This is a genomic window from Streptomyces sp. NPDC055243 (genome assembly GCF_044544025.1).
Taxonomy (GTDB): domain Bacteria; phylum Actinomycetota; class Actinomycetes; order Streptomycetales; family Streptomycetaceae; genus Streptomyces.
Genome location: NZ_JBITWR010000002.1, coordinates 233,117 through 251,124, shown reverse-complemented (window position 1 = coordinate 251,124; position 18,008 = coordinate 233,117). Strand labels below are relative to the sequence as shown.

The 18,008-nt window shown below is 70.2% G+C and carries 14 protein-coding genes and 1 pseudogene; 4 read left to right on the top strand and 11 right to left on the bottom strand.

The window, feature by feature from the left end; all coding sequences use genetic code 11:
- Window positions 1-3: 3 nt before the first annotated feature.
- The 4 genes from ACIGXX_RS05985 to ACIGXX_RS05970 form a co-directional block, all read right to left on the bottom strand.
- Complete coding sequence (locus ACIGXX_RS05985; RefSeq protein ID WP_399973172.1) at window positions 4-1,029, bottom strand: ketopantoate reductase family protein; 1,026 nt, start codon at window positions 1,027-1,029, stop codon at window positions 4-6.
- Window positions 1,030-1,061: 32 nt separating this feature from the next.
- Window positions 1,062-1,445: a DUF4440 domain-containing protein gene (locus tag ACIGXX_RS05980; protein ID WP_351158559.1), complete on the bottom strand. Its 384-nt coding sequence runs from the start codon at window positions 1,443-1,445 to the stop codon at window positions 1,062-1,064.
- The gene (locus ACIGXX_RS05975) at window positions 1,438-2,001 is read right to left on the bottom strand and encodes a DUF1697 domain-containing protein (RefSeq protein WP_399973168.1); all 564 of its coding nucleotides are present in this window, start codon (window positions 1,999-2,001) and stop codon (window positions 1,438-1,440) included. Before ACIGXX_RS05975 ends, ACIGXX_RS05980 begins: the two co-directional genes overlap by 8 nt.
- A 67-nt stretch (window positions 2,002-2,068) precedes the next feature.
- Entirely contained in the window at window positions 2,069-3,277 is a 1,209-nt protein-coding gene (locus ACIGXX_RS05970) for a S8 family peptidase (RefSeq protein WP_351158554.1), read from the bottom strand.
- Between the two features lie 370 nt (window positions 3,278-3,647).
- On the opposite strand from ACIGXX_RS05970, the gene ACIGXX_RS05965 reads away from it, so the two are divergent.
- Window positions 3,648-5,912, top strand: coding sequence for an MMPL family transporter (locus ACIGXX_RS05965; RefSeq protein ID WP_399973164.1), 2,265 nt, complete (start codon window positions 3,648-3,650; stop codon window positions 5,910-5,912).
- Window positions 5,913-6,066: 154 nt separating this feature from the next.
- Here the strand turns inward: ACIGXX_RS05965 and ACIGXX_RS05960 are convergent, their stop codons facing one another.
- From ACIGXX_RS05960 to ACIGXX_RS05950, 3 genes and pseudogenes are all read right to left on the bottom strand, one after another.
- On the bottom strand, window positions 6,067-7,035 hold the full coding sequence (locus ACIGXX_RS05960; protein ID WP_351158548.1) for a CDP-alcohol phosphatidyltransferase family protein: 969 nt from the start codon (window positions 7,033-7,035) through the stop codon (window positions 6,067-6,069).
- A gap of 213 nt (window positions 7,036-7,248) precedes the next feature.
- Window positions 7,249-8,506 (bottom strand): annotated as a pseudogene (mgt, locus tag ACIGXX_RS05955) (macrolide-inactivating glycosyltransferase).
- A gap of 41 nt (window positions 8,507-8,547) precedes the next feature.
- Window positions 8,548-8,994, bottom strand: coding sequence for a MarR family transcriptional regulator (locus tag ACIGXX_RS05950; RefSeq protein ID WP_351158545.1), 447 nt, complete (start codon window positions 8,992-8,994; stop codon window positions 8,548-8,550).
- 81 nt (window positions 8,995-9,075) lie between these two features.
- On the opposite strand from ACIGXX_RS05950, the gene ACIGXX_RS05945 reads away from it, so the two are divergent.
- The gene (locus tag ACIGXX_RS05945; protein WP_399973160.1) at window positions 9,076-10,173 is read left to right on the top strand and encodes a hypothetical protein; all 1,098 of its coding nucleotides are present in this window, start codon (window positions 9,076-9,078) and stop codon (window positions 10,171-10,173) included.
- A gap of 107 nt (window positions 10,174-10,280) precedes the next feature.
- On the opposite strand, the gene ACIGXX_RS05940 is transcribed toward ACIGXX_RS05945, so the two are convergent.
- The gene (locus ACIGXX_RS05940) at window positions 10,281-12,551 is read right to left on the bottom strand and encodes an MMPL family transporter (RefSeq protein WP_399973157.1); all 2,271 of its coding nucleotides are present in this window, start codon (window positions 12,549-12,551) and stop codon (window positions 10,281-10,283) included.
- A 275-nt stretch (window positions 12,552-12,826) separates the two neighbouring features.
- Between ACIGXX_RS05940 and ACIGXX_RS05935 the strand changes: the two genes are divergently transcribed.
- Together ACIGXX_RS05935 and ACIGXX_RS05930 are read left to right on the top strand one after the other, a co-directional pair.
- A complete protein-coding gene (locus tag ACIGXX_RS05935; protein WP_351158537.1) occupies window positions 12,827-14,032 on the top strand; it encodes a sensor histidine kinase in 1,206 nt (401 codons plus the stop codon).
- Entirely contained in the window at window positions 14,029-14,763 is a 735-nt protein-coding gene (locus ACIGXX_RS05930; protein ID WP_361470706.1) for a response regulator transcription factor, read from the top strand. Before ACIGXX_RS05935 ends, ACIGXX_RS05930 begins: the two co-directional genes overlap by 4 nt.
- A 108-nt stretch (window positions 14,764-14,871) precedes the next feature.
- On the opposite strand, the gene ACIGXX_RS05925 is transcribed toward ACIGXX_RS05930, so the two are convergent.
- From ACIGXX_RS05925 to ACIGXX_RS05915, 3 genes are read right to left on the bottom strand one after another with little or no spacing between them, the layout of a single operon-like run.
- Window positions 14,872-16,161 carry an ABC transporter substrate-binding protein gene (locus tag ACIGXX_RS05925; RefSeq protein ID WP_399973152.1) on the bottom strand — a complete coding sequence of 430 codons (1,290 nt, stop codon included), beginning with the start codon at window positions 16,159-16,161 and terminating at the stop codon, window positions 14,872-14,874.
- On the bottom strand, window positions 16,161-17,003 hold the full coding sequence (locus ACIGXX_RS05920) for a carbohydrate ABC transporter permease (protein ID WP_351158529.1): 843 nt from the start codon (window positions 17,001-17,003) through the stop codon (window positions 16,161-16,163). Before ACIGXX_RS05920 ends, ACIGXX_RS05925 begins: the two co-directional genes overlap by 1 nt.
- Window positions 17,000-17,923, bottom strand: coding sequence for a sugar ABC transporter permease (locus ACIGXX_RS05915; RefSeq protein WP_361470711.1), 924 nt, complete (start codon window positions 17,921-17,923; stop codon window positions 17,000-17,002). Before ACIGXX_RS05915 ends, ACIGXX_RS05920 begins: the two co-directional genes overlap by 4 nt.
- Window positions 17,924-18,008: the final 85 nt, after the last annotated feature.

Sequence of the window (18,008 nt, the reverse complement as noted above, 5' to 3'; positions counted from 1 at the left end):
CCCTCAGGGCTGCCGCTCCGCCCTCTCCTTGGCCTGCGCCACGAGCCCAAGGAGTTCGGTCACCGGCATCGACCCCGCGTCCCGCCGCTCGCGCGCGAACGCGTTCGCCACGCCCTGCAAGGTGTCGTTCACCGGCGTCGGCACTCCGTGCAGACGGCCCAGCAGCGCGATCTCGCCGTTGAGGTAGTCCGCCTCGATGGTGCCCGTGCCCCGGCTCAGGCTCTGCCAGGAGGAGCCGCCGCCGCGCTCCGAGCCGTCGAAGGGCTCGAAGCGGATGCGGTCGCCGCGGGCCTCCTGCTGCTCCCGCTCGCTCGCCGCCTCGATGCCGGCCGCGGCGAGCACCGCCTCGCCCTCCGCGCGGGCCTGCCGGTAGAGCGCCATGGCATCGTTGCCGCTGAGCACGCCCGTGACCGCCTCGATGGCGTTGGCCAGATTGGCGAGCAGCTTCCCGTACTTCCAGCGCATCACGTCCGCCACGACGGGCGAGAGCAGCCGCGACTTCTCCAGGTCGGCGGAGATGAGACGGGCGGTGTCGTCCGTGCCCTCCGGGTAGCGGCCGAGGTGCAGGATGCCGGTGTAAGGGGCACCCGCGGCGGAGACCGAGCCCGGTTCGACATGGGTCGCGGGCAGCCAGACGCACATCCCGTACACCCGCCGGAAGCGGCGCAGCGCGATGCGTTCGCTCTCCACGCCGTTCTGCGCGCAGACCAGCGGGAGGACCTCGCCCGCCGTCCCGCCGCCCGCCACCGGACGCCCGCTCCAGGTCTCGAGCGCGGCCTCGCCGTCCTGCGTCTTCACGGCGAGGAACAGCACGTCGTCCGCCCTCAACTCACCGAGTTCGGCGGGCGTTCGCACGACGGGCAGCCGGTGCGCCACCGTGCCGTCGGGCGTCGTGACCCGCAGTCCGCCCTCGCGCACCGCCTCGTAGTGCGCACCCCGCGCGACGAGGACCACGTCATGTCCGCTCTCGGCGAGGCGCCCGCCCACGGTGCCGCCGATCGCCCCTGCTCCGATGATGATGTAGCGCATGGAGCCGAGCCTCGCACATCGCAGCGGGAAGATCAGGCTTCCGGCGGTCCTTCCGCGCTGAACGGCGTTCCCTGGTGGAACCAGAGCAGCCACTCGCCCTCGCACCGCCGCCACAGTGAACTGCGGTGCGCCAGACGGCCGTTGCTCTCGGTGTCGAAGGTCAGGTGCACGAGGTCGTCGGCGAGCTGGGTGCCCCGCATCCGGGAGGTCATGATCGGACGGCCGGTCCGGTTCGCGCTCTCGGTCAGGGCCGTGATGATGGACGCGCGGTCCCAGTGGGTCCCGGAGGTGCCGAACTCGCTGAACTCGGGGTGCAGCAGCTCCCCGAGCAGCTCGGGCGAGGTGCGGACCTCGGGGGCCAGCAGCCGCAGTTCGGCCTCGATGGCCGCGTCGACGGCGGGCGTCCGGTCAGCCACGGGCCGGCTCCCGCGTCAGCTCGACCAGCTTGGTGACGGTGTTCCAGTTGCGGGTGGTGGCGATCACGCCCTTGAACAGGGCAGGCCGTGACAGGACCGCACCGAGCCTGGAGCGGCCGAGGCCGTCCGGCGCGTAGAGGTAGAGCGCGCGGTCGCCGAGCCGGAACTCCTCGGGGAGGAAGGCCGCCGGGTCGATGCCGTCGAGCCGGGACGCGTCCACCGGCTCGGAGAAGTACGTGACGTGCAGTTGCTTGGCCTCGAGCGTGGCGGCGGGGAAGGGGCAGGCGTCGGCGACCGCCTTCAGATAGGCGCCGTCGCGCACCAGGACGTCCACGGCGAAGCCGAAGTGCCGCTCGATGGCCTCGCTCACCCGCGCGGCCAGGGCGTCCTCGTCGCCGGTCTCGCTCGTGAAGACCGCGTTGCCGCTCTGGAGATGGGTGCGTACGTCGCCGAGTCCGAGCCCGGAGAGCAGCGGGCGCAACTCCCCCATCGGGAGCTTTCTGCTTCCGCCCACGTTGATGCCGCGCAGGAGCGCCGCGTATGCCTTGACCGTCATCCGCACACCATAGGACGGCCGCCGCGCCCCGTGGGGGTGGGCGCGGCGGCCGCCGGTCCAGTGGGTGTTACTCGACGACCTTGAGCAGCTTGTTGGGCGTGCCCTCGCTCGGGTTGGAGATCTTGTCCGGGGTCGCGCCGTCGGTCAGCGCCTTGGCGACGGCGTCCGGCTTGGCGTCCGGGTGGGCGCCGACGTAGACGGCCGCGGCGCCCACGACGTGCGGGGTCGCCATCGACGTACCGGAGATCGTGTTGGTGGCGTCGTCGCCGGTGTTCCAGGCGGACGTGATGTCCGAGCCCGGGGCGTAGATGTCCACGACCGAGCCGAAGTTGGAGAAGTCCGACTGCTCGTCGTCCTTGGTGGAGGAGGCGACCGTGATGGCCTCCTTCACACGGGACGGGGAGCCCTGACCGGCGTCCGAGGACTCGTTGCCGGCCGCGACCGCGAAGGTGACGCCGGAGGCGATCGCCTTCTGGACCGCCGCGTCGAGCGCCTCGTCGGCGCCGCCACCGAGGCTCATGTTGGCGACCGAGGGGCCCTGGTGGTTCTTGGTGACCCAGTCGATGCCCGCGACGACCTGCTCGGTGGTGCCGGAGCCCTGGTCGTCCAGGACGCGGACCGCGACGATCTTCGCCTTCTTGGCGACGCCGTGCGCCTCACCGGCGATGGTGCCGGCGACGTGCGTGCCGTGGCCGTTGCCGTCGTCGGCGTTGTCGTCGTTGTCGACGGCGTCGAAGCCGGACGTGGCGCGGCCGCCGAAGTCCTTGTGGCTGACGCGGACACCGGTGTCGATGACGTACGCCGTGGCGCCCTCACCGGCCGCGTCCGGGTACGTGTACTTCTTGTCGCCCGCGGTGTCCGCCTGGTCGACGCGGTCCAGGCCCCACGACGGCGGGTTGTCCTGGGTGGCGTTGATGCTGAACTTCTTGGACTGGACGACCTTGCCGACGGCCGGGTCGGCGGCCAGGCGCTTGGCTTCGGTCTCGGTGAGGCTCTTGGCCGAGAAGCCGTTGATCGCGGACGAGTAGTTCCGCTTCAGCTCGCCGCCGTACTCCTCGGCGAGGTCGGACTTGGCGCCCTTGTCGGCCTTCTCGTCGAGCATGACGATGTAGCTGCCGGAGACGGCACCCTTGGCGTCGGCTCCGTAGACCTTGCCCTCGGCGGGGGTTGCCGCGCCGGCGAACGAGGTGGCGAAGACGGTGACACCGACAGCGGTGGCGGTCGCGGCTATCGCCGAGACGAGCTTCACCGAGCGTGCACGCTTGTGTGTTGCCATGAAGAGGGATCTCCTCGTGGTGATGTGGGGGTATGTGGGGGGTTTCAAAACTTCGCTGCAACGGCCCTCGAGATCCGGAAGATCTCCGGGCGTTGGGACGAAACCATGTCTGATTGACGCGCGCAGATCAATACCTACATGGACCTGTGACTTGTTCAACAAGGTTCTGTAATAACAAAACGGGCCCCCGTCGGCAGATCGGACACCGGGTGGCCCAATCCCCTCAAGTCGTCATAGATGTAAGGGGCTTGTGACGGCCGGACTCCTTCTTGACGAGGAGGGCCTACGGTCCGGAGGGAGGAGAGCGGGCCCGCCCGGTTCACCGGCCAGCACGACGAGCGCTCCCCCGCCGCACCCCTAGCTTCGAGCCATGGGGAATCAAGACATACGAGTACGGGGGTTGGCCGCTCGGGCCGGCGGATGGAGCGCCAGGCACCGATGGGCGGCCGTGGGCATCTGGGTGCTCTTCGTCGTCGTGTCCATGGGGCTCGGCTCGGCCGTGGGCCGCAGCGACGTCGACCAGAACGATCTGAAGGGTGAGATCAACCAGGCGACACAGATCGTGGACGACGCCGGAATCAGGGAACCGGTCGGCGAGAGCGTCCTGATCCAGACCAAGGAGACCGGCGGTAACGCGCTCAAGGCGACCGATCCGCGCTTCCGCCAGGCCGTCGACGACGTGATGAAGTCGGTCGGGGCCACCGGTGAGGTGACGGCGGTGACATCGCCGTACAAGAGCGGGTCGGTCTCCAAGGACGGCCGGAGCGCGCTGGTCCGGTTCGACATGCGCGGCGACGACGAGACCGCGGGCGACCGGGTCGGGCCGGTCCTGGACGCGGTCGACGAGGTGGCGGACGCGCACGAGCGCGACGGGCTGCGGATCGAGGAGATCGGCGGCGCCAGCATGCAGAAGACGTTCGACGACGCCTTCGGCAAGGACTTCCAGCAGGCCGAGTACTCCGCGGTGCCGGTCGCCTTCGGCATCCTGCTCATCGCGTTCGGCGCACTGGTCGCCGCGCTGCTCCCGGTGGCCCTCGCCGTCACCGCGATCATGGCGACGATGGGCCTGATGGCCTTGGTCAGCCAGGTCCAGCCGATGAGCGAGACGGCGAACTCGGTGATGCTCCTGGTCGGCCTCGCGGTCGGCGTCGACTACTGCCTCTTCTATCTGCGGCGCGAACGCGAGGAGCGCGCCAAGGGCCGGGACGCGCAGACCGCGCTGCGCATCGCGGCGGCCACCAGCGGCCGTGCCGTGGTCGTCTCGGGCATCACGGTGTGCGTGGCGATGGCGGGCATGCTGTTCACCGGCATCGGCGAGTTCGAGGCGATGGGCGTCGCGTCCCTGATGGTGGTCGCGGTCGCCATGGTGGGTTCGGTGACGGTCCTGCCCGCGCTGCTCTCGCTCCTGGGCGAGCGGGTGGAGAAGGGCCGCGTGCCGTTCCTGCGGCGCCGGGAGCGGGCGGGCGGCGTGCCGAGCGAGAGCAGGATGTGGCGCGCGGTCGTCGGCCGGGTCCTGAAGCGCCCGGCCGCCTCGGTGGTGATCGCCGGGGGTGTCCTCGCGGCGATCGCGCTGCCCGCGCTCGGCATGAAGACCCAGGAGCTGACGCTGGACCAGGAGTTCGGCGACTCGCTGCCGATCGTGGCGACGTACGAGCGGGTGAACGAGGCGTTCCCGGGCGGCTCGGAACCCGCCGAGGTCGTGGTCAAGGCCGACGACATCGACGCGGCCCCGGTGCGGGCGGCGATCGCCGGCTTCCGCGAGCAGGCGGTGAGTTCGGGCGCGTCCAAGGGCCCGGTCGAGGTGAAGGTGCACGAGCGCGAGAACGTCGCGTTCCTGTCCGTGCCGCTGGTCGGCGGCTCCGACCAGGGAAGGGCCGAGAAGAGTCTCGACCTGCTGCGGGACGAGGTGCGGCCCGCGACGCTCGGCGACGTCGAGGGGGTCGAGGCGCCGGTGACGGGCCAGGTGGCCGGCTCGAAGGACTTCAACGAGCAGCTCTCCTCCTCGGTACCGCCGGTCTTCGCCTTCGTGGTGGTCTTCGCCTTCGTGCTGATGCTGCTGTCGTTCCGCTCGCTGACGATCGCGGTCACCTCGATCGTGCTCAACCTGCTGTCGGTGGGAGCGGCCTACGGAATCCTGGTGATGGTCTTCCAGCACGGCTGGGGCGCGTCGCTGGTGGGAGCGGAGGGCGTGGGCGCGATCGTCGCGTGGCTGCCGCTGTTCCTGTTCGTGATCCTGTTCGGCCTCTCGATGGACTATCACGTGTTCGTCGTCTCCCGGATCCGGGAGGCGCGCCTTCAGGGGCGTACGACGAAGGACGCGATCAGCCACGGGGTGGTGACCACGGCGGGCGTCGTGACGAGCGCGGCCGTGATCATGGTCGCCGTCTTCGCGATCTTCGGGACGCTGTCGATGCAGTCCATGAAGCAGATGGGCGTGGGCCTCGCGGCGGCGGTCCTGATCGACGCGACGGTGATCCGCGGGGTGCTGCTCCCGGCGGTGATGGCGCTGCTCGGGGAGCGGAACTGGTACCTGCCGCGGTGGCTGCGGTGGCTGCCGGACCTGACGCATGACGAGTCCGTGGCGGAGGAGACGCCGGTGTCCCGCCCCGGGGAGCGGGTGCGGGTGACGGGCTAGAAAGTCCCGGCCGGGCTGGCGACTTCCAGCCCGGCCGGGATCTTCCAGCCCGTCCGGCGGCTTCCGGCCCGGCCGGAGAGTTCAAGCCCGTCCGGCGTTTGAGGACGAACTCGGCGAAGCCGGTGACCAACGGCGCCCGAGGCCAGGCGGCCCGCTACGCCGCAGCCAGGAGCTTGCGCTCCTCGAAGGAGTCGATCGTCCGCGTGAAGTCCCGCGTCGACAGCAGCAGCTTGTAGATGATGGCGAGCTCGAAGACCAGAAGGAGCGCGCCGGAGACGATCGTGGCCGGGAGCACCACGTCGAACAGCGGGCCGATCATGAAGACGCCCATCTGGAACTCGATGCCGCTCACCAGGTGCGTACGGATGCGGTGGCGCAGCAGGAAGGAACGCGCCCGCAGGTACGCGGGGAACTTGTGGCGGAACTCCTGGTGCAGGTCGATGACCTGACGCTTGGGCGCGGGCTCGGGAGCCTCCGGGGTCTCGGGAACCCCCTGCTCCGACTGCGCCTTCTGCATGTCCTGCTCGATGTCGGCCTCGGGGTTGTCACGGAGGAGGTCCTCCATGAAGGCCAGCTCGGCCTGGTTCTCGGCCCGGCGGGCCGCCCTCATGCGCACCTTGATCTGCTTGCGCATGGTGTGGCGGATCTTGAAGATCTCGAGCCCGTTGATGTAGCGCAGCGTGTCGAGGGCGACCACGGCCACCGCGGCCCAGATGTAGAAGGCATCCCCGGTGCGGTGGAACTGCCCGCCCATCAGCGCCACCGCGCACGCCATCACGCGGATGCGGTCGAAGACGAAGTCGAGCCACGCGCCGAACACCGAACCGGTGCCGGTGAGGCGGGCGACCTTCCCGTCCATGCAGTCGAGGATGAAGCTGAAGTGGTAGACGACCGCTCCGGCGACGAGCCACTGCCAGTCGCCCAGGGCGAAGAAGCCAGCGGAGACCAGCCCCAGCAGGAACGCGCCCCAGGTGATCTGGTTGGGCGTGATCCGGGTCCGCATCGCCGTCCACCGCACGAGCGGCGTGGCGACCGGATCGACCAGGATCACGGTCCACCACGCGTCGCGCTTCTTCTGGGTGATGCGGCGCACCTCGTCGAGGGGCGGTATGTCTCGTCGCATGGGGGTCAACTTCCTGGCGTTCGCGGAACGTTCACCTCACGCTAAGAAGACATTGGTTCAAGGAACAAGAACCTGGCTGTGCAACCTTTGGCCGGGGGTAACGGTCAACCTTTCAGGACGAGTCAATACCTATGCCAGAACCACCCTGCGTTACCTGAGCGTTATCGAACGACAGGTATGTAACAGAAACACCCGGGACGCAACGGAATTGCCTCACGGAGTGTCACACCCCGCCGCCTTCGCGAGCTCCTCCTCGATCAGGTCCGCCGCCATCTTCGTGCCGCCCTCCCCCGCCATCCCGGCCCGCACCTCGGCGAGGCGGCGCGCCACCTCCGGATCGCCGACCAGGCCGAGCACGGCCTCCCGCAAGGTCTCCGCGGTGGCCTCCTCCATCGGTACGTGCCGGGCCACCCCGATGCCCTGGAGCATGTCCGCGTTGCCGAACTGGTCGACGGCCTGCGGCACGGCGACCATCGGCGTCCCGGTGGCGAGCCCCTCCTGGCTGCCGCCCGCACCGGCGTGCGTGATGAAGGCGTCGGCCTGCTTGAGGACCGCGAGCTGCGGCACCCACTGGTGCACCTCCACGTTCTCGGGGATGTCCCCCAGTTCGCCCGCCTCGACGTGCTTGCCGACCTGGAGCACGACGTGCCACCCGGGCAGTTCCCCGAACGCCTTGACGCACTCGCGGTAGAAGTCGGGCTGCTTGGTGAAGGACGAGCCGAGCGAGACGAGCAGCACCTTCTCCGCCCCGGCCGGACGCCGCCAGTCGCCCTGCGCCGAGCGGTCGCCCTGGCAGGCACCGACGAACGTGTGCACCGTCTCGTCGACCCGGTCGGCGTTCGGCTGGAGCGCCTTGGGGATCAGGACAAGGGAGCGCGGCGGGCGGCCCACGAAGGGGTCGGGGTGCTGGGTGACGCCGTTCTCCTCCAGCCAGGCGTGGAAGCGCGCGTAGTAGGCCTGCCCGCGCTCGGTCTCCTTCAGCCCGGCGTACATCGGCTCCGCGACTTCTTCCTCGTACCCCTCCCAGGCCACCAGGTTCGGCGAGAGCGAGATCTCGGGGACGCCCCAGCGGCGGGCGAGCACGCGCGCCGGATACGAGGTGATGTCGTGCAGGACGAGGTCCGGCTCGTCGCCCTCATAAGCCGCCGCCAGCTGGGGCAGCGTCTCGATCGCTTCGGTGAGGAACGGCTCGATGTTGTCGATCAGTTCGGTCCCCCAGGCCTCGGGGTCGTCGTCCGGGCCCGGCAGCGTCGTGGTGAACGGGACGGGCTCGGCACCGGTCTCGGCGACCTTCTCGGCGAAGAGGTGCGGGATCGCGTACGTGACGCGGTGGCCGCGGGCGACGAGCTCGCGGATGACTTCGAGGCTCGGGTTGACGTGCCCGTGCGCGGCGATCGAGAACATGGCGATGTGGGCACGCTGGCGTGTGGTCATGCCCCAGACCTTAAACGAGACGAGACGTCTCGTGCAACCTCGCGGCCGATTTCGATCAACCCGGTATGCCCGCTCGCCCTATTCGACGTCGAGGCCGCTCCGCGACGCCGCGTCGTTGTAGCGCAGCAGGCACTCGGCGAACTTCTCCAGGTCCGGCGCCTCCCAGTCCGTCAGCCGCTCCTGGAACGCGACCCGGCGCGCGTCGGTGACCTGCGCGAGCACCTCGATGCCCCGGTCGGTGAGGTGCAGCACGTGCACCCGGTGGTCGGCCGGGTCGAGGCGCCGCTCCACGAGACCGGCCTTCTCCAGCGCGCCCACCTGCCTGCTGATCGTCGACTTGTCGAGCGTGTAGTGCGCCGCGAGGTCCGTGGCCCGGCAGCCGCCCTGGTACTCCAGGTGACTCAGGAGCGTGTACGAGACGAGCGAGAGCTCGGGGTGCATCCGCGCGGCGGTGGCGCGGGCCCGCCGGGCGAACGCCGTCATCTCCCGCTGAATGATCTCGATGGACCCGTCCCGGTCGGCCACGATTTCTCCCTCTCCACGAATGGTTGTACAGTACAACACCGAGATTGAGTGTATAAGCCAACTATTGCGAGAGGTCTTCCGATGACCGCCACCTCGGCGCCCGCCCACAAGGCATCTGCTGGCCCGGCACCCGCTTCCGGACCGCTCCGCCACGTACTCCTGCATCTGCTGACGCCGCTGCTGATGTGCCTGGGCATGGGCCTCGCCTACATGGGCGCGTTCGTCACGCCGGAGCCGCACGACCTGCCGATCGCCGTCGTCGGATCGGGCGAGCAGACGCAGGCCCTCGCGCAGACCGTCAAGGACAAGGCGGGCGACGCCCTCGACGTACGGACCGTCGACTCCCGCGCCGATGCGGTCGACGCGCTCAAGTCGCTGGACATATCGGGGGCCTACGTCCCCGACGCCAAGACCCCCGAGGTGATCGTGGCCACCGCGGGCTCCGACATGAGCGCCATGGCGGTCGAGAAGGTCTTCACGCCGGTCGCCGCCGGGCAGGGCGTACCGCTCAAGGTCAGCGATGTCGCGCCGACCGTCGACGACGACCCCACGGGGCAGGGCCTGTTCTTCCTGCTCGTCGCCGTGAGCATCGGTTCGTACGCGTCGGTGGCGGCGCTCGGCGCCGCCGGGGCCGGGATGCGGATGCGGGCCCGGGCTGCGCTCGCCCTCGGTGTCTCGTTCGCCGTGAGCCTGATCGGCGCCGCGCTCGCCGGACCCGTCTTCCACCTGGCGCACCAGGGCCTGTGGGGCGTGTGGGCCATGGCCTGGCTGTACTCGGCCGGCATCCTGCTCATCGGCGTCGGCCTGCACACGTTCCTGAAGCGCTGGACGACGCTGGCGATGATGGTCCTCTTCGTGATGCTCAACTTCACGTCGTCCGGCGGTCTGTTCAGGCCGGAGCTCCAGAACGGCTTCTTCGGCTCCCTGCACGCCTTCTGGAACGGCGCCGGATTCGTCGAGGGCCTCCGCAGCCACCTCTACTTCGGCGGCCACGGCCTCGGTCAGCACGTGTGGACGCTGGCGGCCTGGCTGCTGCTCGGTCTGGTGATCACCGGCATCGCGGCGCTCTGGGAGCGGCGTGGGCGGGACCACGCGCAGGTGTCCGCGCCGCAGCCCGCACCCTCCGCCGAGAGCCGCAGGGAGTCCGAGGAGGAGATGGAGGAGTCGGTGGCGGTGTGACACACCGGCGGCCCCTCTCCCCCCCACGGGACAGCCGAGGCCCCCGCGTACGGATCCGTACGCGGGGGCCTCGCCTTTCATCGGCTGGTCTTTCACCGCCTCGACCGTCACCGCCTCGGCGGGTACCCCGAGTGCGCAGGAGCGTCCGCGTACGGCTGGTACTGCTCGGGGGCGTCGGCGTACGGCCGGTACTGCTCGGGGGCGGTCGGCCCGTCCGGTGTGTGCCCGTCCGGTGTGTGGTGGCGACCGTGGGAGCGGTTCGGCCTGCGGGGCCACCACAGGCCGCGGCCGAGGATCGCGGCGAGCGCGGGCACCAGGACGAGGGAGAGCACGAGCGAGGACAGGATGATCCCGAGGCCGGTGGCGAAGCCGATCTCCTGCGTCGCGGGGCTCGCGGCCAGGCTCGCGAAGGAACCGGCGAGCACGATTCCGGCCGTGGCGACGGCCGGCGCGGTGTGCCGCACCGCCTCGGCCACCGCGTGCCGCGCCGAGACCGGCTTCTCCATCTCCTCCCTGATCCGGTCGGTGATCAGGATGTTGTAGTCGGTGCCGAGTGCGACGACGAACAGGAAGAGCACCAGGGGCAGCGTGAACGAGACCCCGGTCCGGTCGAGTCCGTGCTGGAAGACCATCGTGCTCGCGCCCAGCGTGGCCACGAACCCGAGCCCCACGGCGATCAGCAGCACGAGGGGCGCCAGCAGGGAACGCAGCAGCAGGAAGAGGATCACCGCGATCAGCAGCGCCGCGACCGGGAACACGAGCCGCAGGTCCTTCTCCACGGCCGTCGAGATGTCGGCGAAGACGGCGGCCGTCCCCGTGACGTACGCCTTGGTGCCCTGTGGAGTGGTGCGTGCCGCCGTGTCCCTGACGGGCCCCGAGACCAGGTCGCGCGCCTTCTGCGTATCGGACTCGACGCTCAGGAACACATCCACCCGCGCGGCCGTGCGGTCCTTGGCGAGCACCGGCTTGCCCACCTCGCCGACGCCCTCCGCCTTGCCGAGCGCGCGGGTCATGCCGGTGAGGGAACTCTCCTTGATGTCACCGCCGTCGGTGCTCCGTACGTACACGCTGTGCGGGTCGGAGACGCCCGCGGGCAGGCTGCGGGAGATCTGCTCGGCCGTCCTGACCGCGGCGGTCTCGGGCAGGCCCTGCTGGTCGTAGCTCATCTTGATGCCGATCGCGCCCGCGCCGAGCGCGCCGAGCAGCACCAGGCTGCCCAGGGCGTACCGCACCGGCCGGGCGCTCACCGCGTGCCCCAGGCGGGCGCTGATCCCGTCGGTGCGCTCCTTCTTCCAGGCGCGTGCGGGCCAGAACATGCCGCGCCCGAGCACGGCCAGGAGGGCGGGCATCAGCGTGAGGCTCGCGAGGAGCATCACGAGTACGGAGATCGCGATCGCGGGGCCGAGGACCCGGAACTGTCCGAAGCTCGCCAGGCCGAGGGTCGCGAAGGCCGCCACGATCGTCAGGGCCGCGGAGGTGATCGCGCTGCCCACGCGCCCGGTCGTCTCGGCCGCCGCCGTTCGCGCGTTCTGCTCGGGGTGGTTCCGCAATTGCTCCCGGAAGCGGAACATCAGGAAGAGGAAGTAGTCGATGCCGATGCCGATGAGGACGACACCGATCAGCGAGGGAGTGGACGGGTCGAGGGCGATGCCGAAGAGCTTCGCCGCGCCGACCACCGCTCCGGAGGCGACACCGCCGATCAGCGCCACCGCGATCAGCGGCACGAAGGCGGCCGCAAGGCTGCGGAACACCAGCACGTTCAGCAGGACGATGAGGCCCATCGTCAGCATCCCGACGACTTTCCCGGTGGTCTCCTCGGCATCCGTGTTGTCCGCCGTGGAGGCTATGCCGCCGGTGAATCCCACGCGCAGGTCGGCGGCGGCGAATTCGTGCTTCGCATCGTCCCGGAATTCCTTGTAGACGTCCTGGACACCGGGGTCGTTGGGATTTCCGTCGAGCGACACCGTGAGGAGCCGGAAACTCTTGTCCGGGGCCACGGCGCCCGGCGACACCCGCGGAGTCTGGGAATGGTCCTTCATGAACTCTTCGGGCTTCGGCGCGACGATCCGCTTCCGCCCCAGGTCGGCCGCCGTGGCGGCGATCCGCCGCTGGTCGCCCGCGGTGAGCCGGTCGCCGTCGTTCCTGGCCACGAGCACGGTGAGGGCGTTGGGGTCGGGCTTGGTGCCGAATTCGTCCTCGGCGATGCGCAGCGCCACGGCCGAGTCGTATTTCTTGGGAAGGAAGTCCCCGGCCTGGGAATCGGTGACGTCGTACATCATCGTCTGCCCCACGAGCGACAGTGCCGCTCCGAGGATGGTCCAGACGACGATGGTCAGCCATCGTTGTCGGGTGGAGAAGGAGGTCAGCTTGCGGATCATGTCTTCTTTTCCCTGCTTTTCCCGGCCGGCGAAAGGAGCCGCGAGTATTCCCCGAGGCTCCAACAGGTCATCACGGAAAGCCCTTTGCGGGCGTCGGCCGCCGGAAGGGGACGCACCCGTGACCCTGGTCCGGTACGGCGCCCCGGGCAGTACTCCAGTACTGGGCGGAAGAACCGCCCCTGCGCCGATCCACGACCCGGCGGGCCGGGATGTAATGGAGCCGACGGACGGGAACATCAGGGCCCGACGCACTGGCACGACTAGGAGGCGCCCGGATGGGCCGCGACTTCTTCCCACCGGTACCGCCCACGGGCGGGGCGCGGCCGACGCCGGGTGACGTGGCGGTCGCCGTCGTCGCGGTGGGGCTCGACGTACTGGCCTACCTCGCACCGGGCGAGGAGGGCCCCGGGGCGCCCGTCACCGTGCCCGGTGTCCTGCTGGTCGCCGTCTCGGTGTTCCCGTTGCTCTTCAGGCGCCATCACCCCGTGCCGGTGCTCGGCGCGGTCCTCGCCGTGCAGATGGCCGTCAACTTCGGCCTTGTCGTCGACCCGGGCGCGCCGATGTCGAACAGCTACGGCGGCGCCGTCGCGGTGGCGCTCTACACCGTGGCCCGGTACAGCGGGCGGCGCGCCGTGGCGCTGGGGGTGGTGGCCACCGCGCCCGTGCAGCTCGTGCGCTACCTGCACAACGACATTCCCTTCCTGGGAATGGGCCTCACCGACGTCCTGGTCACGCCCTGCCTCATCGTGGCCGTGGGCCTGGCCGTGCGGCAGTGGAAGCGGCAGCTGGACATCAACCGGACGCTCCTCGCGGACCGCGCGGTGACCGAGGAGCGGCGCCGCATCGCACGGGAGCTGCACGACATCGTGGCCCACCACATCACCACCATGTACCTGATGTCCGGCGGCGCCCGCTCGACGCTGGACCGCGATCCCGAGACGGCCCGCGAGGCCCTGGTGACCCTGGAGGAGTCCGGCCGCACGGCGCTGAAGGAGATGCGGCAGCTCCTCGGGGTCCTGCGCAGCACCGAGGCGCCGGAGGAGGCGCCGTCGGAGCCCCAGCCCGGAGTGGACGGCATCGAGCGGCTCGTCGCCGATTCGACCGCCGCGGGTCTTCCGGCCGAACTCCACGTCACCGGGCGGCCCGTGACGCTGCCGATGCCGGTCGGCCTCTCCCTCTACCGGATCGTCCAGGAGGCACTGACCAACGCCCGCAAACACGCGGGCCCCGCCCGCGCCACGGTGCGGCTCGACTATCTCCCCGGGCGCGTCACCGTCGAAGTGGCCGACGACGGCGCCGGTGACGGCAGGGCGCGGAGCGGCAGGGACGAAGGCGGTGGGTACGGTCTTCTGGGCATGCGGGAGCGCGTCGCCCTGCACGACGGCTCCTTGCGGGCCGGCCACCGCGAGGAGGGCGGATTCGTGGTGACCGCGAGCGTGCCGCTGTCCACCGAAACGTACGAGAAGGACAGGATCCGATGACCTCTCCCACTGCATCCGGGCCCGGGCCCCGGCCCGAGTCCGAGTCCGAGTCCGACGGCATCACCGTGCTGATCGTGGACGACCAGCCCCTGGTGCGCCGGGGTCTTTCGCTGATCCTGCTCTCGGACCCCTCCATTCGCGTCGTCGGCGAAGCGGGCGACGGCGAGCAGGCCGTCGCCATGGCCCTCGAACTCCGCCCCGACGTGGTCCTGATGGACATCCGCATGCCCGTGCTCGACGGCGTCAGGGCCACCGAACGGCTGAGCGCCGAGCTGCCCGGGTGCCGGGTCCTGGCGCTCAGCACCTTCGACATGGACGAGCACGTGGTCGGCGCCCTGCGGGCGGGAGCCTCGGGGTTCCTGCCCAAGGACGTCTCCCCCGAGGAGCTGGGTGCCGCGCTGCGCACCGTCCACCGCGGCGAGTCCGTCGTCGCCCCGCGGCTGTTGACCCGGCTGCTCGCCACCTTCGTGACCCCGGCTCCGGCCTCGCACCCGCCGAGCGCCGACCTCGCCGGGCTCACCCCGCGCGAGGTCGACGTGCTGCGCCTGATCGCCGCGGGCCTCGACAACACCGAGATCGCGCAGCGGATGGAGATCGGCGTCCAGACCGTGAAGAACCACGCCACCGGCATCTTCGCCAAGCTGGGCGTCCGTGACCGCGCGCAGGCGGTCGTCGTCGCGTACGAGACGGGGCTCGTGCGGGCGGGGCAGGGCAACGGGTCTCAGCGCTGAACGCCAGGTGTGCCGCCGCGCCCTCAGGGGCGCGGGGAACTGCGTGCCCGGCCCCCACCGGCCCGCAGGTCCATCCATCACCCCATCCCCGCACCCCCGGCGGAGCCCTCAGCGCTGGTACCTCTTGAGAACCAGGTTCCCGTCCTTCACCAGGCGTTTGCGCAGCTCGTCCAGGTCGATCGCCCCGCTGTAGTACTCCTGGAGCGCCGGGGTCGCCACCTTGTCCTTCCACTCCGCGTAGCCGCGCACCGACTGCGCGGGCGCCGAGCGGAGGTCCTTCGCCAGGGCCGTGCCCGTCGCCCAGTCGTGCTTCTCGGTGCGCAGGGCCGGATCCTTCAAGGCCTCCGTGCCAGTGGGAAGCATCCAGTCGCCCTGCGCGAGGCGCACCATGTTCTCCGGCTGGAGGAGGAAGTCGATGAACTCGACCGCCTCCTTCTTGTGTTCGGTGTCCTCGGACACGGACAGCGTCTGCGGGCTGACGCCCTGCGCGAGCCCCTCGGCTCCGGCCGGGGCGGGCAGCACCTGCCAGTCGAAGCCCTTGGGGGCCTGCTGGACGATCTGCTGGCGGTAGGAGAAGCCGAGCGGGACCATCGCGTACTTGCCGCCGAAGAAGCCCGGGAGCGTGTCGGAGCCGCCCATGCCCAGGGTCGTACTGGACGCGCTCTTGTCGGTGTTGACCTGGTCGTGGACCGTGCGCGGCATGATCTCGTCGGCCTTGTCGAAGCGGATGTCGACCTTGCCGTCCTCGCCGCGGTGGAACATCCGGCCGCCGGTGGACAGCGAGAGGTTGAGTGTCGCGGAGACGGGTTCCTTGAGCGGCCAGGCCACGCCGTACTTGCCCTTGCCGTCGCTCAGTTCCTTGGTGACCGACCGGAACTCGTCCCAGGACCAGGGCTTCTCGGGCGTCGGAATCCGTACGCCCGACTCCTTCAGCCACTTCGCGTTGGCGATCAGGACGCGGGGCTCCTGGAGGAACGGCACTCCGTAGACACCGTCCCCGAACGTCGTGGTCTGCCAACTCCGCTCGGGGATGCCGGACTTGAGGCGTTCGGGGAGCCGCTCGTCGAGGTCCGCGAGGTATCCGCCGTACGCGAAGTCGGCCAGGTCGTCCGACGCGTCATGGATGATGTCCGGCGCCTCGCCGCCCTCGAAGGAGGTGAGCAGCTGGTCGTGGACGCTGTCCCAACTGCCCTGGACGTACTCGACCTTGACGTCGGGGTGGGCGGCGTTCCACTCCTCGACGAGTTCCTTGTTGGCGTCGACCGACTCCTTCTGCCAGGCGAGCGACTGGAAGCGCAGGGTGATCCGGCCGTCGTCGGACTCGTCGGACCCGCCGCTGCATCCGCAGAGCAGCAGCGCGATGGCCGCGGTCGCCGCGGTGGCGATGCGTGCGCGCATCAGCTCTTCACCGCCCCGGTCAGCATGCCGCCCGTGATCCGCTTCTGGATGACCGCGAAGATGACGAGCGAGGGGAGGGTCGCGAGGAACGCGGCCGCGGCCAGCGGGCCGAGGTCGGCGGCGCCCTCGGCGCCGATGAAGTGCGTGAGGACGACCGGCAACGTCTGTTTCTCCGGGGTCTTGAGCAGCACGAGCGCGAAGAAGAATTCGTTCCACGCGGTGATGAAGGCGAACAGGACCGTGGCCACGATGCCGGGCGCCAGCAGCGGCGCGGTGATCGAGACCAGCGTGCGCAGCTTGCCCGCGCCGTCGACCGCGGCCGCCTCCTCCAACTCGGTGGGCACGGCGCGGACGTAGCCCACCAGCATCCACAGCGCGAAGGGCAGCGCCCACACCACGTACACCATGATCAGGCCCGGCAGGGAGTTGATCTGGCCGAGGTTCTTCAGGACCAGGAAGAGCGGGATGATCACCAGGACGAAGGGGAACGCCTGGCTGACCACGACCCAGCCGGTGGCCGCCCGCGCCAGGAGCGTGCGGTGCCGTGCCATGACGTACGCCATCGGGGTCGCGATGGCGACGGCGATGAGCGCCGCGCAGACCGCGGCGATCAGGGAGTTGCCCGCGGCGCGCAGGAGCGGCTGCTCGTCGAAGGCCTGCCGGAAGTTGGCGAGGGTCGGGTCCTCGGGAATCCAGGTGGGATGCAGGCTGGCCAGTTCGCGCGGCGGCTTGAAGGCCGTCGAGATCAGCCAGAGGAAGGGGAAGGCGAGGAAGACGAGGTAGCACAGGAGCGCGAGGTACTGCCCGGCGCGGGCGGGCTTGCCGGTGCGTGTGGTGCTCACTTCTCGTCGCCTCCCTTCAGGCGGCCCGCGAGGTAGAACGCGAGGATCACCGAGATCACGGCGACCATCACGCAGCCCATCGCCGCGGCGTAGCCGAACTGGCCGTAGCGGAAGGCCTCTTCGTAGGCGAAGAGCATGGGGAGGCGGGTGCGGCCGCCGGGGCCGCCGTTCGTCAGGACGTAGACGAGGGCGAAGGAGTTGAAGTTCCAGATGAAGTTGAGCGCCGTGATGGCGAGGGCGACCGGCTTCAGGGCGGGCCAGGTGACCGTGCGGAAGCGGCGCCAGGCGCCCGCGCCGTCCATCTCGGCCGCCTCGTGCAGTTCGCGCGGGGTGTTCTGCAGTCCGGCGAGCAGCGCCACGGTGGTCTGCGGCATGCCCGCCCAGATGCCGACGACGATGACGGCGGGCAGTGCGGTGCTCAGGCCGGTGAGCCAGTCGCGGCCGTCACCGAGGCCGAGGTTGCCGAGGGTCTCGTTCAGGACGCCCGCGTCCGGGTTGTAGACCAGGCGCCACATGATGCCGACCACCACTTCGGGCATCGCCCAGGGAATGATCGCCAGCGACCTGGCCAGCCAGCGGAAGCGCAGATTCTGGTTGAGCAGGAGGGCCAGGCCCAGGGCCAGCAGGAACTGCGGCACGGTCACGCCGACCGCCCACAGCAGGCCGATGCGGAACGAGTCCCAGAACAGGGTGTCGTGCAGCAGGTCCTGGAAGTTGAGGAGGCCGATCCACTCGGTGGGCTCGGTGCGGCCCGACTGGGAGTCGGTGAACGCGAGCGTGATGCCGTAGAGGAGCGGGCCCACGCTCAGGATCAGGATCGGGATCAGCGCGGGCAGCACCAGGAACCAGGCGCCGTGGTCCGCGCCTCTGCGGGCGGACGCGCCTTTCGCTGACCGCTTCGTCGCGGTCGCCAATGTCACGGAATGGACTCCTTTGGGCGGCTCATCGGGGTTTGGCCGCCCAGGCGGCCCCCGTCATCGTGCTGATGGGATCTTGATACGTCAA

Bases quoted from the DNA above. Each gene is read 5' to 3' on its own strand.
- ACIGXX_RS05985 (WP_399973172.1), bottom strand. From the start codon at position 1,029: ATGCGCTACATCATCATCGGAGCAGGGGCGATCGGCGGCACCGTGGGC.
- ACIGXX_RS05975 (WP_399973168.1), bottom strand. From the start codon at position 2,001: ATGACGGTCAAGGCATACGCGGCGCTCCTGCGCGGCATCAACGTGGGC.
- ACIGXX_RS05970 (WP_351158554.1), bottom strand. From the start codon at position 3,277: ATGGCAACACACAAGCGTGCACGCTCGGTGAAGCTCGTCTCGGCGATA.
- ACIGXX_RS05965 (WP_399973164.1), top strand. From the start codon at position 3,648: ATGGGGAATCAAGACATACGAGTACGGGGGTTGGCCGCTCGGGCCGGC.
- ACIGXX_RS05960 (WP_351158548.1), bottom strand. From the start codon at position 7,035: ATGCGACGAGACATACCGCCCCTCGACGAGGTGCGCCGCATCACCCAG.
- ACIGXX_RS05945 (WP_399973160.1), top strand. From the start codon at position 9,076: ATGACCGCCACCTCGGCGCCCGCCCACAAGGCATCTGCTGGCCCGGCA.
- ACIGXX_RS05940 (WP_399973157.1), bottom strand. From the start codon at position 12,551: ATGATCCGCAAGCTGACCTCCTTCTCCACCCGACAACGATGGCTGACC.
- ACIGXX_RS05935 (WP_351158537.1), top strand. From the start codon at position 12,827: ATGGGCCGCGACTTCTTCCCACCGGTACCGCCCACGGGCGGGGCGCGG.
- ACIGXX_RS05930 (WP_361470706.1), top strand. From the start codon at position 14,029: ATGACCTCTCCCACTGCATCCGGGCCCGGGCCCCGGCCCGAGTCCGAG.
- ACIGXX_RS05925 (WP_399973152.1), bottom strand. From the start codon at position 16,161: ATGCGCGCACGCATCGCCACCGCGGCGACCGCGGCCATCGCGCTGCTG.